17 protein-coding genes are annotated in these 15,852 nt (G+C 69.9%); 9 read left to right on the forward strand and 8 right to left on the reverse strand.

Features of this window, described 5'->3' with window-relative positions; all coding sequences use genetic code 11:
- Positions 1-170: 170 nt before the first annotated feature.
- Positions 171-746: a YqgE/AlgH family protein gene (locus ABR571_RS08315; protein ID WP_409452720.1), complete on the reverse strand. Its 576-nt coding sequence runs from the start codon at positions 744-746 to the stop codon at positions 171-173.
- 65 nt (positions 747-811) lie between these two features.
- Between ABR571_RS08315 and ABR571_RS08320 the strand changes: the two genes are divergently transcribed.
- Complete coding sequence (locus ABR571_RS08320; RefSeq protein WP_409452721.1) at positions 812-1,012, forward strand: hypothetical protein; 201 nt, start codon at positions 812-814, stop codon at positions 1,010-1,012.
- Positions 988-1,149 (forward strand): hypothetical protein, encoded by a 162-nt coding sequence (locus tag ABR571_RS08325; protein WP_409452722.1) that lies wholly within the window; start codon positions 988-990, stop codon positions 1,147-1,149. Before ABR571_RS08320 ends, ABR571_RS08325 begins: the two co-directional genes overlap by 25 nt.
- Before the next feature lie 89 nt (positions 1,150-1,238).
- Here ABR571_RS08325 and ABR571_RS08330 read toward each other — a convergent pair whose 3' ends face one another.
- Positions 1,239-2,642: a CCA tRNA nucleotidyltransferase gene (locus tag ABR571_RS08330; RefSeq protein ID WP_409452723.1), complete on the reverse strand. Its 1,404-nt coding sequence runs from the start codon at positions 2,640-2,642 to the stop codon at positions 1,239-1,241.
- Between the two features lie 77 nt (positions 2,643-2,719).
- On the opposite strand from ABR571_RS08330, the gene ABR571_RS08335 reads away from it, so the two are divergent.
- From ABR571_RS08335 to ABR571_RS08360, 6 genes are all read left to right on the forward strand, one after another.
- Entirely contained in the window at positions 2,720-3,232 is a 513-nt protein-coding gene (locus tag ABR571_RS08335; RefSeq protein ID WP_409452724.1) for an NUDIX hydrolase, read from the forward strand.
- Positions 3,229-5,454 (forward strand): DUF6049 family protein, encoded by a 2,226-nt coding sequence (locus ABR571_RS08340; RefSeq protein WP_409452725.1) that lies wholly within the window; start codon positions 3,229-3,231, stop codon positions 5,452-5,454. Before ABR571_RS08335 ends, ABR571_RS08340 begins: the two co-directional genes overlap by 4 nt.
- A 22-nt stretch (positions 5,455-5,476) precedes the next feature.
- Positions 5,477-7,420 carry a murein biosynthesis integral membrane protein MurJ gene (gene murJ / locus ABR571_RS08345; protein ID WP_409452726.1) on the forward strand — a complete coding sequence of 648 codons (1,944 nt, stop codon included), beginning with the start codon at positions 5,477-5,479 and terminating at the stop codon, positions 7,418-7,420.
- A gap of 88 nt (positions 7,421-7,508) precedes the next feature.
- Positions 7,509-8,483 (forward strand): thioredoxin-disulfide reductase, encoded by a 975-nt coding sequence (gene trxB / locus ABR571_RS08350; RefSeq protein WP_409452727.1) that lies wholly within the window; start codon positions 7,509-7,511, stop codon positions 8,481-8,483.
- Between the two features lie 77 nt (positions 8,484-8,560).
- Entirely contained in the window at positions 8,561-8,890 is a 330-nt protein-coding gene (gene trxA / locus ABR571_RS08355; RefSeq protein WP_409452728.1) for a thioredoxin, read from the forward strand.
- 215 nt (positions 8,891-9,105) lie between these two features.
- Positions 9,106-10,233: an N-acetylmuramoyl-L-alanine amidase gene (locus ABR571_RS08360; protein WP_409452729.1), complete on the forward strand. Its 1,128-nt coding sequence runs from the start codon at positions 9,106-9,108 to the stop codon at positions 10,231-10,233.
- A 13-nt stretch (positions 10,234-10,246) separates the two neighbouring features.
- Here the strand turns inward: ABR571_RS08360 and ABR571_RS08365 are convergent, their stop codons facing one another.
- Together ABR571_RS08365 and ABR571_RS08370 are read right to left on the reverse strand one after the other, a co-directional pair.
- Positions 10,247-10,882 carry a GNAT family N-acetyltransferase gene (locus tag ABR571_RS08365; RefSeq protein WP_409452730.1) on the reverse strand — a complete coding sequence of 212 codons (636 nt, stop codon included), beginning with the start codon at positions 10,880-10,882 and terminating at the stop codon, positions 10,247-10,249.
- Positions 10,883-10,900: 18 nt separating this feature from the next.
- Entirely contained in the window at positions 10,901-12,109 is a 1,209-nt protein-coding gene (locus tag ABR571_RS08370) for a pyridoxal phosphate-dependent aminotransferase (protein ID WP_409452739.1), read from the reverse strand.
- A gap of 78 nt (positions 12,110-12,187) precedes the next feature.
- Here ABR571_RS08370 and ABR571_RS08375 point away from each other — a divergent pair, with 78 nt between their 5' ends.
- Entirely contained in the window at positions 12,188-12,784 is a 597-nt protein-coding gene (locus ABR571_RS08375) for a nitroreductase family protein (protein WP_409452731.1), read from the forward strand.
- On the opposite strand, the gene ABR571_RS08380 is transcribed toward ABR571_RS08375, so the two are convergent.
- The 4 genes from ABR571_RS08380 to ABR571_RS08395 form a co-directional block, all read right to left on the reverse strand.
- Positions 12,766-13,761, reverse strand: coding sequence for a ParB/RepB/Spo0J family partition protein (locus ABR571_RS08380; protein ID WP_409452732.1), 996 nt, complete (start codon positions 13,759-13,761; stop codon positions 12,766-12,768). The genes ABR571_RS08375 and ABR571_RS08380 overlap by 19 nt on opposite strands.
- On the reverse strand, positions 13,754-14,617 hold the full coding sequence (locus tag ABR571_RS08385; RefSeq protein WP_409452733.1) for a ParA family protein: 864 nt from the start codon (positions 14,615-14,617) through the stop codon (positions 13,754-13,756). The genes ABR571_RS08380 and ABR571_RS08385 overlap by 8 nt, the downstream gene beginning before the upstream one ends.
- A gap of 203 nt (positions 14,618-14,820) precedes the next feature.
- Complete coding sequence (gene rsmG, locus ABR571_RS08390) at positions 14,821-15,528, reverse strand: 16S rRNA (guanine(527)-N(7))-methyltransferase RsmG (RefSeq protein ID WP_409452734.1); 708 nt, start codon at positions 15,526-15,528, stop codon at positions 14,821-14,823.
- The coding region (locus ABR571_RS08395; protein WP_409452735.1) for a protein jag at positions 15,525-15,852 on the reverse strand (328 nt) is incomplete at its 5' end. The genes ABR571_RS08395 and rsmG, both read right to left, overlap by 4 nt.

A 15,852-nucleotide genomic window follows, 5' to 3' on the forward strand; every position in this document is an offset into this window, starting at 1 on the left:
TGCCTCCTGAGAGCGAGCGGGTATCAACGGGTTCCAACGTGATCCATCACAAGCAACCAAAGCAAAGACTTGTCCAGCGGCCGGTGTCAAGGCTGCGAACCATCACGTTTTGGGCACGCGCGATGTACAACGTTGTGCAAAATGCGGGGCCGGGAGCCGCGCGACTGCGCTCAGTTCAGGACGACGTCGGGCGGATAGGTCGAGATCAAACTCAGCGGCGGCGGCTGCCGCCGCAGGACCTGGCGCCACATCGGTCGGGGGTCCTCGCTGAACAGGTCGTCGGGGCTGCCCGGCAGGACCCACCAGGCGCCCTCGTCGTGCTCGTCGTCCAGTTGGCCCGGCGCCCACCCGGCGTGGCCGGCGAACACGCGCAACCGCCGGGCGTTCGGCGCGATGACCGCCACATCGCCGTCCAGGTCGACGGTCGAGACCCCGTCCACGACCTCGCGGATCCCGGCCGACCCGGGCTGCAGCTGTCCGAGACACAGCGCGCCGTCGGGCTGGACCGGCCCACCGCCGAAGACGACCGCGGGTCCGCTCACCGCGTCGTGCCAGTCGGGCAGGACCTGGGCGACGGGAGTGTGGCTCGGACGGTTCAGCACGACGCCGACCGTGCCGCCGCCGTCGTGCTCGAGCAGGTAGACGACCGTCCGGCTGAAGTGCGCGTCACCGAGCAGCGGCGTGGCGACGAGCAGCCGTCCGGCGGCAGGCTCGACGTCCTCCACCGCACCCCAGTCGGCCGTCATGCCTACATCTTGACCTGCCCTGCGCCCGGTCACCAGGCAACGGCCGCGTCAGTAGCGTGAGTCGGATGGCGCGCCGCGGACATGTGCTCGTGGCGCTGGGCGAGCCGGGCTTCCGGCGGTTGCTCGCCGTCCGCCTCACGTCGCAGTTCGGGGACGGGATCTTCCAGGCGAGCCTGGCCGGCGCGGTGCTGTTCGACCCGGACGGCAGGCGTCGGCCACCGATGTGGCGGCCGGGTTCGCCGTGCTGCTCCTGCCGTACTCGGTGATCGGCCCGTTCGCCGGAGTACTGCTCGACCGGCGGTGGGGGCAGCGCGTGCTGTGCCTGGCCAACCTCCTGCGCGCGGTGCTGGTCCTGGGCGTCGCGGCCGAGATCGCGGCCGGCGTGGCGGGCTTCGCACCATGATCCAGCATCACGTGGTCGACGCCTTCCGCGGCCGGGTGTTCGCGATCTACGAGGCGCTGTTCAGCCTGGCGCTCGTCCTGGTCGGTACGTCATGCGTTCGCGGCGTACCACTCTCGCAGCTCGCTGACGGCCCGGTCCCGGCCCAGCGGACCGTGCTCCATCCGCAGGGCGAGCAGATGCTTGTACGCCTGGCCGACGAGCGGGCCTGGGCCCACGCCGAGGATGGACATGATCTCGTTGCCGTCCAGGTCCGGCCGGATCGAGTCCAGCTCTTCCTTCGCCTTGAGTTCGGCGATCCGGGACTCGAGGGTGTCGTAGGCGGTGGACAGCGCTGCCGCCTTGCGCTTGTTGCGCGTGGTGCAGTCGGAACGGACGAGCTTGTGCAACCGCGGCAACAGCAAGCCGGCGTCGACGACGTAGCGGCGAACGGCCGAGTCCGTCCACTCGCTGCTGCGGTAGCCGTAGAAACGCAGGTGCAGGAACACCAGCTGGCCGACCTCATCGATGAAGGCCGACGGGTAGCGCAGCGCCTTGAGCCGCTTGCGCGCCATCCGGGCGCCGACCACCTCGTGATGGTGGAAGGTGACCCGGCCGCCGGGCAGGAACTCGCGGGTTGCCGGCTTGCCCACGTCGTGCAGCACGGCGGCCCAGCGCAGGACGAGATCGGGTCCGGCGTCCTCGAGATCGATGGCCTGGTCGAGGACCTGCAGCGTGTGCGCGTAGACGTCCTTGTGCTGCCCGTGCTCATCCGCGGCCATGCGCAGCGCGGGGAGTTCGGGCAGGACAACGTCGGCCAGACCGGTGTCGACGAGCACCTCCAGCCCCTTCCTCGGAGCGGCGCCGAGCAGCAGCTTGGACAGTTCGACCTGCACCCGCTCAGCGGTGATCCGGCCGAGTTGCGGGGCCAGTGCGCGCAGGGCGGCGTCGACCTCCGGCGCGATGGACACGCCGAGCGTCGAGACGAAGCGGGCCGCACGCAGCATCCGTAGTGGGTCGTCGGCGAACGACTCCTCCGGCGTACCGGGCGTCCGCAGCACCCCATGGGCAAGATCGGCCAGGCCGCCGTACGGATCGGTGAAGGTCCGGTCGCCACTCACCGATACGGCCATCGCGTTCATCGTGAAGTCGCGACGGCGCAAGTCGTCGACGAGTGAGTCGCCGTAGACCACCTCGGGGTTGCGGGTCTCGCGGTCGTAGCGGTCAGCCCGGTAGGTCGTGATCTCGCAACGCAGCCCGTCGACCTGCGCGCCCACGGTGCCGAACTCGATACCGGTGGTCCACGTCGTCGCGGCTACCGGCGCCACGATCGCGAGCACCCGCTCGGGCCGGGCATCGGTGGTGAAGTCCAGGTCGTCCGACGAGCGGCCCATGAGGGCATCCCGCACCGACCCGCCGACCAGGTGCAGCTCGTGACCGGCCGCGGCGAACTGCGCTCCCAACGCCAACGCCGCCGGCGGCAGGGGAACGAGGTCGCCGGGGCTGGTGTTCGTCATCGGCGAAACCGGGCTGCCGCAGCCGTATGCAGTGTCACGGACGGCCAGGGTACCCACCGTCCGGTTACGATCGGGCCATGTCCCAGAGCCCGGAGCCGCAACCGGGGCGACGGGCCGCGCATCAGTCGAAGAAGCGGCGCCGGACGAAGCGCTGGCTGCGCCAGGTCGACGAGTTCAGCGCGGGCGGCCTGGTCGTCGACCTCGCCGGCGACGTGCCGCGCGGCGCGCTGATCGGGCGCACCGACCGTCAGGGGCGGCTGCTCTGGTCGCTGCCGAAGGGCCACATCGAGGCCGGCGAGACCGCCGAGCAGGCTGCGCTGCGCGAGGTCGAGGAAGAGACCGGCATCGCCGGGGAGATCCTCGCCGAGCTGGGCACCATCGACTTCTGGTTCGTCGCGGAAGGCTGCCGGATCCACAAGACCGTCAGGCACTACCTGATGCGCCGGGTCGGCGGCGAACTGTCCGACGCCGACATCGAGGTGGACGAGGTCGCCTGGGTGCCGCTTCCCGACATCCGCGGCCAACTCGCCTACCCGGACGAGCGCGGCCTGGTGGACACCGCTGGCAGGTTGCTCGCGGAATCCGCGTGAAATCGCTCCGCTTCACCCGCCGTGCCGGCGCGGTCGCTGCCACGCTCGCCGTCCTCGCCACCGGGGCCGGGCCGGCCGCTTCGGCGCCCGGGCACAACACCCAGCGGGTCGACGGGTTGCGCATGTTCGTCGAAAGCATCAGTCCTTCCGTGCCCGTCCCGACGTCGACGCCGAAGTTGATCACCGTCACGATCCGCCTCGAGAACACGACCGACACCGACTACAAGGGCGTGAAGATCGTCGGCGAGCGTGGCGATCCGATCCAGTCCCAAGCCACCCTCGACACCGCACTCCGCACGACTTCGACCCCGTCCACACCCGGGCTGCCGATTCCGGCCGTCCATCCCACGGTCGTCGACATCGGCGCGTTGGGAACGGTGCACACCACCTTCACCGCCCGGTACAGCCGAGCCGACGACGGCTCCGGGCTGTGCCTGTGCCAGGACCGGGTCTACCCGCTCTACTTCTCGGCCCACATCACCGGCGACGGCGGCGTGGACCAGCGGTTGGGAGTGGTCGGGACCTACGTGCCCTCGTTCGTGGCGGATCCGGCCCCCGACCGGGTCACCTGGATCTGGCCGCTGATCGACCGGCCGCACCGGCTCCTCCAGGACGCCGTCTTCACCGACGACGAGTTGGCGGGGACCGTCGCCTCGGGTGGACGCCTGGACCGCGCGTTGCAGGTGGTCGAGCGGACCGACCCCACCGTCCCGCTGACCCTGGTGATCGACCCCGAGTTGATCGACGAACTGACGGTGATGGCCGGCTCGTCCGGCTACCGCGTGCAGGCCGCCGACAAGACCGTCCCCGGCACCGGGAACGTCGCGGCTGCGAACTGGCTCGGGCGCCTTCGCAGCGCCCTCGATGCCGACCCCCGGCTGCAGCTGGCGTTCACCCCGTACGCCGACCCCGACATCGAGTCCCTCAACCGCGAGAACGTGTCGTGGACGAACGCCATGCCCCCGCAAATGCGCGCCCGGATCGGCGCGGCGCTGCCCGGGCGGGCCCTCGACGCCACGGTCGCCTGGCCGGCCGGCGGTGCCATCAGCTCGACCACCCTCCGGCTCTTGGCCGCCCGGGGCACCAGCACGGTGGTGCTCAACCAGGCCGCGGTCCTGCCGCGGGTTGCCGAGAGCGCCGTGCCGTCTGGCCTCGCCCGACTCGACAGCGGCAACACCGACCTCGCCGCCGCCCTCGTCTCGCCGACGATCGAGAACGACGTCGTGAAGGGGCTGGGCCCGACCGGTCCCGCGGAATTGCCGCAACTGATCGCCGAACTCGCCATCCGAGCGGCTCAGGAGCCCGGCGCGGAGCACGCGGTGGTCATCACCGCGCCCCGGTACGTCGACCCGTCCGTCGATGCCGCGGTCCGCACGATCAAGGACACCAGCCAGTCGACGTTCGCCAAGCCGATCTCGCTGACAGAGATGGTGGGCGGTGAGCTGTTGCCCACCGGCCGCAGCCGCCTCGCCCCCGTTCCCGCTTCGGCCGCCGGCCTGCCAGCCACTACCGTCGCGGCCACGTCGCAGGCCGCGGGCGCACTGCCCGACGTGACGTCGCTGCTCACGCCGCACCCGCGAAAGGGAGCCGTCGCGCGTCCGGACCCGGCCGCCGAGGCCCTGCTGGCCAGCCTGCCGGTCGCGATCCAGCGGGCGGCGTCCTCGGCCTGGCGGCAGAAGGACGCCGCCTCGGCAGCCGCGGCCGCACAGTTCGCCCGCGGGGTCTCCCGGCAGATCGATTCGATCGAGAACGGCGTGCAGATCATCCGGCCGTCGTCGGGGTCCTACACCCTGGCCTCGGAGTCGTCGCCGCTGCCGATCACCGTCGACAACAAGCTCCCGTACCCGGTGACCATCCGCATCAGCATCACGACCGATGTCAACGGGCTGCCCGGCTTCAGCACGAAAGACATCGGTTTGGAGTCCGTCGACAGCAACCAGAAGCGGACGCTGAAGGTGCCGACGACAACGGTGCGGAAGGGCCGCATCAAGGTGCACGTCGCGCTGCTCACCCCGAACGGGGTCACGCTCGGCGAGTCGGTGCCGCTGACCGTCCGCAGCACCGTGCTGGGGCTGGTCGGCGTCGTCATCACGATCGTGGCCGGCGTCGTCCTCGTCCTCGCCCTGCTGATCCGGGTGGGTCGGCAGATGCGCGGCCGCCGCCGTACGTCGTCGCAGCCGAGGGACACCGTGGCGGCGCGGACTGGCGGGGCACTCGCGTGACCTGCGTTACCAGGACGTCGCTGTGACGGGCACCGAGGTGCGCGACGACGACTGGAGCTCGCCGACGCACTACGCCGGGGGCCGGCCGATCGAACCGCGCATGTTCACCGAGGCCGACCCGATGTCGACGCAGCTGTTCGGCATCTGGCGCGAGGCCGGGGCAGCGCAGGAGAACCCCTGGGGCAGCACCACTTACGTGGGCAAGCCGCGCAAGCGGAAGAAGCAGGCCGCCGGCACCCCCGACACGGCGCCCGACGACTCGGGGGCGCGCGGCCAGGCGGTCGAAGAGAGTGTCGAGCAGGCCGACGACACCGCGGCCGACGCAGCGCAGGCCAAGCCGGCGCCGGCCACCTCTGACCAGGGTTTGATGGCCAACAGCCGGTCGATGGCCGTAGCGAGCCTGGCCAGCCGGGTCACCGGTTTCCTCCGCAGCATCATGTTGGTCGCCGCACTCGGCACGGCGGCCGTCGGCAACGCCTACAACAGCGGGAACAACCTGCCCAACATGGTCTACGAGCTGCTGCTCGGCGGCGTGCTCTCGAGCGTGTTGATCCCGCTGCTGGTGCGCGCGGAAGCCGAGGACGACGACGGAGGCCTGGCCTACACCCAGCGGCTGCTGTCCATCGCGGTCACCGCCCTGGGGGTCATGACCCTGGTCGTCGTGGCCATGGCGCCGTGGATCGCGGCCGTGTTCGTCGACGCCGGTCCCAAGCGGGAACTCACCAGCGTCTTCGCCACCCTCCTGCTGCCCGAGATCTTCTTCTACGGCCTGGGCGCGATGTTCATGGCCGTGCTCAACCTGAAGAACGTCTACGGCCCGGGCGCGTGGTCTCCGGTACTCAACAACATCGTCATGATGGCGACGGTGCTGGTCTTCTGGTTGCTGCCCGGGCCGAAGACGCTGAACCCGTCGACCATCACCACGCCGCAGATCCTCGTCATCGGGATCGGCACGACGCTCGGCATCGCGGCGCAGGCCCTCGTCATGCTCCCGGCACTGCGGCGTACCGGCTTCACCTGGCAGTGGCGCTTCCGCGCGCGTCCGGGTGAACAGGACCGCCTCAAGGAGATCGGCACGCTGGCCGGGTGGGTGCTGGGCTACGTCGTGGTCAGTCAGATCGGCGTCTCGGTCATCCAGAAGGTCGGTAACGACAACGGTGGATTCAGCGTCTTCACCTACGCCGACCTGCTGTTCCAGATGCCCTACGGGATCCTCGTCGTCTCGGTACTGACCGCGATCATGCCGCGGTTGTCCCGTGCCGCCGTCCGTGGCGACAACGAGGCGGTCGTTGCCGACCTCGGCCTCGGTGCCCGGCTCTCGGCGGTGGCACTCGTGCCCGTGACCGCCGGCCTGATCGTCCTCGGCCCGGTGCTCGGCGTGACGCTGTTCTCCTACGGCGAGGTATCTGTCCTCGGCGCGCACCTCATCGGCTCGGCGCTCGCCTGGTCGGCGTTCGGGCTGTTCCCGTTCGCCCTGGTGATGCTCCAGCTCCGGGTGTTCTACGCCATGCGCGACGGCCGCACGCCGACGGTCATCAATGCGCTGATGGTCGGCACCAAGGTGGTGCTCGTGATCGTCTCGAACGAGATCTACCAGGCTCCGGCGCACACCGACGTCGACAAGCACCCGTCGATCCACGCCGTCGAATGGCTCAACATCTCGACCTCTCTGTCCTACGTGGTCGGTGCGATCGCCGGGCACATTCTGTTGACCCGCCGACTCGGCCGTCTCGGTTTCCGCCGGGTGCTCCGGACCCTCGTCCAGATCGGCGTCGCCTCCGCTATCGGTGCGGCCGCCGCCTGGGTCGTCGTCGAGGGCGCCCGTCACCAGCTGGGCACGGGGCACACCGGTTCCATCGTCGGGTTCGCCCTGGGCAGCGTCGCCGGGCTTCTCGTGTTGGTGGTCGTGCTGTGGCGGATGCGGCTGGAGGACGTCCGCGAAGTGCTCAGCCTCGCCCGCCGCTGAACCCGGCGCGTCCGCGCTGCGCCGGTCGCGGCCCGGGAATCCGGACGTCCCTAGGATGGTTGAGCCAGCAGCACCGAAAGAAGGCATCGTGACGCATCGCAACGTGATCATTGTGGGCTCGGGGCCGGCGGGGTACACCGCTGCTCTCTACACCGCCCGCGCCGACCTCAAGCCGCTCGTCTTCGAGGGTGCGCAGTACGGCGGGGCGTTGATGAACACCACCGAGGTCGAGAACTTTCCGGGCTTCCCGGACGGCATCATGGGCCCGGCCCTGATGGACAACATCCGCACCCAGGCCGAGCGCTTCGGCGCCGAGCTGGTGGCCGACGACGTCATCTCCCTCGACCTCACCGGCGCGGTGAAGACCGTTCGCACCTTGGACGGCGAGTTCACCGCCGACACCGTCATCCTGGCCATGGGATCGGCCTACAAGAAGCTCGGTCTGTCGCGCGAGGACGAGCTGTCCGGTCGTGGCGTGTCGTGGTGCGCCACGTGTGACGGGTTCTTCTTCCGCGACAAGGACATCGCCGTCGTCGGTGGCGGCGACACCGCCATGGAAGAGGCGACCTTCCTCACCCGCTTCGCCCGCTCGGTCACCGTCGTGCACCGCCGCGACGCGCTGCGCGCGAGCAAGTTCATGATCGAGCGCGCCAACAACGATCCCAAGATCCGCTGGGCCTGGAACAGCGAGGTCGCCGACATCCACGGCGCCGGCACCGTCGAGGGGATCCGCTTGCGGGACACCGTCACCGGCGCCGAGACCGATCTGCCCGTCGGCGGTCTCTTCATCGCCATCGGACACGATCCGCGCAGTGAACTCGTCCGCGGCCAGGTCGACCTGGACGACGAGGGCTACGTGCTGACCAACCACGGAACCCGCACCAACCTCGACGGCGTCTTCGCCGCCGGCGACCTCGTCGACCACACCTACCGGCAGGCCATCACCGCGGCCGGGACGGGCTGCCAAGCGGCGCTGGACGCCGAGCGCTACCTCGCCGCGCTGGCCGAGGGCGCGCCGCCGGCGACCGCCACGCTGGAGTCCGAGCTCGTCGCCAACAGCTGATCGGCAGCGGAATTCCGGGCCGTCGGGTTACGTTCAACCAGCAAGACACATACTTCGACACTTCGAGAGGGACCGAAATGGGTGCCAACACCAAGACCGTCAGCGACCAGAGCTTCGACGCCGACGTCCTGAACGCTGACGGGCCCGTGCTCGTCGACTTCTGGGCCGAGTGGTGCGGGCCATGTCGCCAGGTCGCTCCCGTTCTCGAGGAGATCGCCGGCGAGCAGGCCGGCAAGCTCACCATCGCGAAGCTCAACATCGACGAGAACCCCGAGACCGCCCGCAAGTACCAGGTGATGTCCATCCCCACGATGGCCGTCTTCTCCGGCGGCGAGCTCGTGAAGACCATCGTCGGCGCCCGTCCCAAGGCCGCCATCCTGAGGGAGCTCGGCGACTTCGTAGGCTGATCCGCCTCTCGGGGTTTCACGGCTGTTGTTGCCTCCCAGCCTCGGCTGGGGGGCAACGCTGCTTTTCCTCGCTTCCAGGCGTTTGTCGGTGCGCTCTCGCTGGCTTTCGGCCTTCTTGAGGGTGTGGCTTTGACTTGGGTGGTCTGGGGCACAATGACCCAAGCCCGGATCGGCTCCCGATCCATCTCCGAACTGATTGCCGAGGCTTTCTCCTGATGCAATCCCTGAGCCGCGGCGCCACCGGTAGCGCGGTCGCCGAAGTGCGGGGAATGCTCGCGGCCATTGGCCTCCTGGACAACACCACAGCCGACGTCGGCGACGTCTTCGACGCGGCCACGGAACTGGCGGTGCGGCACTTCCAGCAGCGGCGAGGCATCTCGGTCGACGGACGCGTCGGCCCGGAAACCTACGCCGCGCTGACCAGCGCCCACTGGCGCCTCGGCGACCGGGTTCTCGCCCACGAGAGCGGCCAGATGCTCACCGGCGACGACGTCACCCAACTGCAGACTCAGCTCATCGAGATGGGCTTCGCCCTCCCGCGGGCGGACGGCATCTTCGGGCCGTTCACCGCGGAGGCCCTGCGCCGGTTCCAGCGGGAGTACGGACTGGTCGTGGATGGCATCTGTGGGCCCCGCACACTGCGCGCCTTGCGCCAGCTGGACCGTCGAGTGGTCGGCGGCCGCCCGCAGCTCCTGCGCGATCTGATGGCCGTCGCCGACTCCGGACCCAGCCTGCTCGGCAAGCGGATCGTCCTCGACGCCGGCCACGGCGGCGAGGATCCCGGCGTGACGGCCGACGGCGCCACCGAGGCCGAGCTCGTCTGGGACCTCGCGTCCCGCGTCGAAGGGCGTTTCTCCGCCCTCGGCGTCCAGACCTGGTCGACGCGCGGCCCCAAGAGCGGAGCGTCGGACGAACAACGGGCCCAGCTGGCCAACGACGTCGGCGCCGACCTGGTCCTGTCCCTGCACATCGACGGTTGCGCGTCACCGCGGGCCAACGGCATCGCCGCGTACTACTACGGCGCCGGCGAGTCGACCTCCACCATCGGCGAGCGGCTGGCCGAACTCACCCAGCGCGAGCTCGTCGCTCGCACCGGCATGGGCGACAACCGCGTCCACGGCAAGACCTGGGCGCTGCTCCGCCTGACCCGGATGCCCACGGTCCGGGTCGAACTCGGCTACCTCACGTCGGCCGACGACCGGGCCAAGCTGGAGAATCCGCAGTACCGGGACCTCATGGCCGAGGGCCTGCTCGTCGCCGTCCAACGGCTTTACCTGCCGCTCGCCGACGATCCACCGACCGGCGTCATGCGAATCCCCGCCGGGCCGGCGCTCCGGGTTTGAGAGAGCACCGCTCTCAGCGCGACAGCACCGGCGTCTGCATCGATGCGAGGAGGCGGTCGAGGGCGTACTCGACGTCTTCCTTCCAGGTCACCGTGGTCTTCACATCCAGCCGTAGCCGCGGTGTCCGTGGGTGGGGGCGGATGGTCTTGAACCCGACCGCGAGCAGGTAGTCGGCTGGCAACAGACAGCTCAGGTCGGCTGCGTCGGAGGCATCGGGATCCTGCCCACCGACCCGGCCGAATGCTTCGATCGCCCGGACCCCGCGGCGGACGATCTCGCGGGCGACTCCTTGCAGGAGCATCCGACCCAGCCCCTGGCCACGGAACTCCGGCATCAGCCGGGCGGTCATCAGCAGCGCCGCATCGGGCGACACCGGCGACGTCGGGAAGGCCACCGACCGCGGAACATAGGCCGCCGGTGCGTAGAGGACGTAGCCGGCCGAGACGCCGTCGAGGTAGACGAGCAGCCCGCAGCTGCCCCACTCGAGCAGGGTGTCCGACAGCCAGGCTTCCTTCTCCAGCGCCGTGTCGCCGGCGTCGCAGGCGCGCTGCCCAGCCACCGGGTCGAGCTCCCAGTACACGCAATTGCGGCAGGCGGGAGGCAGGTCGGACAGGTTGTCCAGCGTGATGTTGACCAGTCGCCGCGACATCCGCGCCTCCTCGCTCGGTCAGAACTCGCCGCGGTACTCCGACAAGAACTCGCCGATCCGCCCGATCGCGTCGCGCAGGTCGTCCGAACGCGGCAGCGTGACGATCCGCAGATGATCCGGGTGCGGCCAGTTGAATCCCGTCCCCTGCACCACCAGGACGTGCTGCGCCCGCAGCAGTTCGAGGGCGAAACGCTGGTCGTCCTTGATGGGATACACCTCGGGATCCAGTCGGGGGAAGACGTAGAGCGCCCCCTTCGGGACCGAGCAGGTCACACCCGGGATCTCGAGTAGCGCCTGGACCGCGGCGTCGCGCTGCTCGAGCAGCCGCCCGCCGGGCAGGATCAGGTCGCGGATGCTCTGCCGTCCGCCGAGGGCAACCTGCACCGCGTGCTGGGCCGGCACATTGGCGCACAGTCGCATGTTGGCCAGGATCGTGATGCCCTCGAGGTAGCTCGTCGCGTGCCGCTTCGGGCCGCTGACGATCATCCAGCCCGAGCGGAAACCAGCGACCCGGTAGGCCTTGGACAGCCCGTTGAACGTCAACGCGAAAACGTCCGGCGCGAGCTTGGCGAACGGTACGTGCACGGCGTCGTCGTAGAGGATCTTGTCGTAGATCTCGTCGGCCATGACGACGAGGCCGTGCTCGCGAGCGAGAGCAGCGATCTCTTCCAGCACCTGGGCCGAGTACACCGCACCGGTCGGGTTGTTCGGGTTGATCACGACGAGCGCCTTGGTGCGATCGGTGATCTTGCTGCGGAGGTCGTCGAGGTCGGGCTGCCAGCCGGTCGACTCGTCGCACAAGTAGTGGACGGGCCGGCCGCCGGCCAGCGAGGTGGACGCCGTCCACAGTGGATAGTCCGGCGCCGGCACCAGCACCTCGTCGCCGTTGTCGAGCAGCGCCTGCAGGCTGATCGTGATCAGCTCACTGACGCCGTTGCCCAGCCAGACGTCGTCGACGTCGAGCGTGTCGATGCCCTGTCCCTGGTAGTGCTGCACGATCGCGGTCCGCGCCGAGAGGAGACCCTGCGAATCGGAGTAACCCTGCGCCGTCGGCAGGTTGCGGATGACGTCGACGAGGATCTCTTCCGGTGCCTCGAAACCGAACGGTGCCGGGTTGCCGATGTTGAGCTTGATGATCCGGCGCCCCTCCTCTTCGAGGCGCTTGGCCTCTTCGAGAACCGGGCCGCGGATGTCGTAACAGACGTCGGCGAGCTTGCGGGATTGCATCAGATCCACGGTTGACACGATCGCACATCTGTCCCGGTCGGCCGAAACGATATGAGCTGCGCGTGACAGGCTGACGCGATGGAACTGCGCGATGCCATCCGTGGGCGCCGGATGATCCGCTCATATGACCCGAATACCCCGATACCCCGTGAAACGGTCGACCAGCTCCTCGAGCTGGCGATCCGGGCGCCGTCGGCCGGCCATACCCAGGGTTGGAGATTTCTCGTCCTGGATGACATAACGTCGCGGCAGCGGTTCTGGGCGGCGACGAGCGACGGGGCGCCCGACGCCTGGCGGGCCCGGCTGCAGGACGCCCCCGTGCTGGTCGTTTTCTTCTCCGACCGGGAGGCCTACCTCGACCGCTACGCCGAGCCGGACAAGGGCTGGACCGACCGCGACGAGGCGCGCTGGTCGGTGCCCTATTGGCACGTCGACACCGGCATGGCCGCGATGCTCTTCCTGCTCGGCGTCCAGGAGCAGGGGCTCGCCGCGTGCTTCTTCGGCGTGCCGCCGGATCGCTGGGCCGCGCTCTTCGATGCCTTCCGGGTGCCGGCCGGTCTCGCGCCGATCGGGGTGATCAGCCTCGGCCACCCTGCGCCGGACGTCAGGTCACCATCCCTTCGGCGGGGCCGGCGCGGCCTGGCCGAGGTCGTGCGTTACGGCTCGTTCGACTGATCCTGCGCTTCGGCAGCCGGGCGGTGGGACAGCTGTGGCGCCATCACGGCGACGATGCGCTCGAGGTCGTCGATCGAGGCGAACTCGACGGTGATCTTGCCCTTGCGCCGGCCGATGTCCACGCGGACCCGGGTGTCGAAGGCATCGGACAGCTTGTTCGCGAGCTCGGTGACCGCGGGCGCCGTGAAGCGCTTGCCCGGCGCCGCCCGGGTCGATTTCGGCGGGTTGCCGCCATGCTGGAGCAGCGAGACGAGCTCCTCGGTGGCCCGGACCGACAAACCCTCGGCGACGATCCGTCCGGCGAGCTCGTCCTGCTGATCCGGGCTGTCAAGGCTGAGCAGGGCCCGGGCGTGTCCGGCGGAGATCACTCCGGCGGCCACCCGGCGCTGCACCGCGATCGGCAGATTGAGCAGCCGGATGGTGTTGGAGACCTGCGGACGGCTGCGGCCGATGCGGTGCGCGAGTTCCTCGTGCGTCGTGCCGAACTCCTCGAGCAGCTGCTGGTAGGCCGCCGCCTCTTCGAGGGGGTTGAGCTGGGCGCGGTGGATGTTCTCGAGCAGGGCGTCGCGGAGCATCGCGTCGTCCGCGGTGGTCCGGACGATCGCCGGGATCGTGTCGAGCCCGGCCGCCGTCGCGGCCCGCAGCCGGCGCTCCCCCATGACGAGCTCGTAGCCACCGGCCGGGTCGGCGCGGACGACGACCGGCTGCAGGACTCCGAATTCGCGGATCGAATGGGTGAGCTCGGCCAGGGCGTCCTCGTCGAAGACCTGCCGCGGCTGCTTGGCGTTCGGGTGGATCTCGGCGGTTGCCAGCTCGGCAAGGCGTGCGCCGGGCACCGGCACCGGGGCGCCCGACCCGTCACCGATGTGCGTGGGCACTGATGCCGGGCCCGGCGGAGCGTCCTCCTCGGCCGCGGACGTGGGGATCAGCGCACCGAGCCCTCGGCCCAGGCCGCCACGTCGCTGCTTGTTACTCACTGGTGCTCACCGGTGCTCCCTCGGAATCGGAATTCGGGGCACCGCGTTCGGCGATCTCCCGCGCGGCTTGAACGTAGCCGATGGCGCCCCGGGAGCCGGCGTCGTAGGTGATGACGGTCTGTCCGAACCCGGGCGCCTCGGACACCCGGACGTTGCGGGGGATCACCGGCTCGAGGACCAGCGGCCCGAAATGTCGGCGCACCTCGTCCGCGACCTGGTCGGCGAGGCGGGTCCGGCTGTCGTACATGGTGAGCAGGACGGTGGTGACCTTGAGTTCGGGGTTCAGGTGCGAGGTCACCAGATCGACCGTGTTGAGCAGCTGGGCCAGTCCCTCGAGGGCGTAGTACTCGCACTGGATCGGGATCAGCACCTCGCGGGCGGCGACCAGGGCATTCAGCGTCAGCAGGCCGAGCGAGGGGGGGCAGTCGATCAAGACGTAGTCGAACTCGGCGTCGGTGGCGAGATAGGCTGTCAGCGCGCGCTGCAGTCGGTACTCGCGGGCGACCTGCGAGGTCAGCTCGATGTCGGCACCGGCAAGATCCAGCGTCGCTGGAATACAGGTCAGCGTCGGTGCGAAGTCGGCCTGCTGGCCTACCTCGGCGAGCGGCCGGCCGCCCAACAGGACGTCATAGATCGACGGGGTCCCGACGGTGTGCTCGATGCCCAGCGCGGTGCTGGCATTCCCCTGGGGATCGAGGTCGAGGAGCAGGACTCGGAGACCGTGCATTGCCAGCGCGGCCGCGATGTTCACCGCACTCGTGGTCTTGCCGACGCCGCCCTTCTGGTTCGCGACGGTCAGCACCCGAGTCGCCGCCGGTCGCGGCCAGGATTCCTGCCGCACGTTGAGCACATGCACCGCTTGAGCGGCTTCGCGCGCGATGGGAGTGTCGGGTTCGGTTTCACGTGAAACGGATCCGGAGGTGCTGCCCCCGACAGTGGCCGCGCTGACGGGCTCGCGGCCCTCGGCCGCCGTTTCACGTGAAACGGTGTCGTCCCTTGTTTCACGTGAAACAGCGGATCCAGGGTCGATCTCGACAGCCGGCGAGGCCGGATACTCGGTCATGCGCGCCCCTTTCGTGGCAGTCCTGGACCGGGCGCGCGCCGCACCACGATCACCCAGGTGGCTGCGTCCGGTTCGGTCTCGCCCACTCGCCTGACGTCTTCCACCACCGCGCCGAGCGCACCCATCGCCGCCCCGTGCTCAGCGGTCTCATCCTCAGCCGTCCTGCCCTTGAGGGCGAGCAGGCGTCCGCGCGGACTCAGCAGGGGAAGACACCATTTGACCAGGCGATCCAGCGGCGCAACAGCCCGGGCCGTCACCCACTCAGCGGACCCGACCTGCGAGCGCACCGCCTTTTCCTCGGCCCGGCCGCGAATCACCCGTACCCGATCGCCGAGGGCGAGCTCGGTCGACACCTCGGTCAGGAACTCGGTACGGCGGAGCATGGGTTCGACGAGGTCGACCCGCAGGTCGGGCCGCCGAATCGCCATGGGCAGCCCGGGCAGCCCGGCCCCGCTGCCGACGTCGACGACGCGGGACCGCGGCGGCAGCAGCTCGGTGACGACCGCCGAGTTGAGGATGTGCCGTTTCCAGAGGCGCTCCACCTCACGCGGGCCGATCAGGCCGCGCGTGACGCCGTCGGTGGCCAGGCGATGGGCGAACCGCACAGCGGCGTCCAAGTGGTCGCCGAAGATCGCGGCGGCCGCCGGTGGCGCCGCCGGCGTGCAGACCGAAGCCGAAGCGCCCGGGCGCTCCGCCGAGGTCACCGGTCGAGGAGTACGACTACCCGCCGGGACGGCTCCTCGCCCTCGGACTCGCTGCGCACCCCATCGATCGCCGCGACGGCGTCGTGGACGACCTTGCGCTCGAACGGGTTCATCGGCGACAGGCGGGCGGGCTCACCGCTTTCCAGCACCCGGGCTGAGGTGTCGGTGGCCAGCTTCTGCAGTTCGATCCGGCGCGCCTGCCGGTGCCCGCTCACGTCGAGCATCAGGCGGCTGCGGATCCCGGTCTGCTGCTGGACCGCGAGACGGGTGAGCTCCTGCAGCGCGTCCAGCGTCTCGCCCCGCCCGCCGACCAGCGCGTGCAGA

Origin of the sequence: Jatrophihabitans sp. (assembly GCF_046262535.1) — a bacterium.
In the GTDB taxonomy this organism is placed as follows: Bacteria; Actinomycetota; Actinomycetes; order Mycobacteriales; family Jatrophihabitantaceae; genus Jatrophihabitans.

Bases quoted from the DNA above. Each gene is read 5' to 3' on its own strand.
- ABR571_RS08315 (WP_409452720.1), bottom strand. From the start codon at position 746: ATGACGGCCGACTGGGGTGCGGTGGAGGACGTCGAGCCTGCCGCCGGA.
- ABR571_RS08320 (WP_409452721.1), top strand. From the start codon at position 812: ATGGCGCGCCGCGGACATGTGCTCGTGGCGCTGGGCGAGCCGGGCTTC.
- ABR571_RS08330 (WP_409452723.1), bottom strand. From the start codon at position 2,642: ATGACGAACACCAGCCCCGGCGACCTCGTTCCCCTGCCGCCGGCGGCG.
- ABR571_RS08335 (WP_409452724.1), top strand. From the start codon at position 2,720: ATGTCCCAGAGCCCGGAGCCGCAACCGGGGCGACGGGCCGCGCATCAG.
- trxA (WP_409452728.1), top strand. From the start codon at position 8,561: ATGGGTGCCAACACCAAGACCGTCAGCGACCAGAGCTTCGACGCCGAC.
- ABR571_RS08360 (WP_409452729.1), top strand. From the start codon at position 9,106: ATGCAATCCCTGAGCCGCGGCGCCACCGGTAGCGCGGTCGCCGAAGTG.
- ABR571_RS08365 (WP_409452730.1), bottom strand. From the start codon at position 10,882: ATGTCGCGGCGACTGGTCAACATCACGCTGGACAACCTGTCCGACCTG.
- ABR571_RS08370 (WP_409452739.1), bottom strand. From the start codon at position 12,109: ATGCAATCCCGCAAGCTCGCCGACGTCTGTTACGACATCCGCGGCCCG.
- ABR571_RS08375 (WP_409452731.1), top strand. From the start codon at position 12,188: ATGGAACTGCGCGATGCCATCCGTGGGCGCCGGATGATCCGCTCATAT.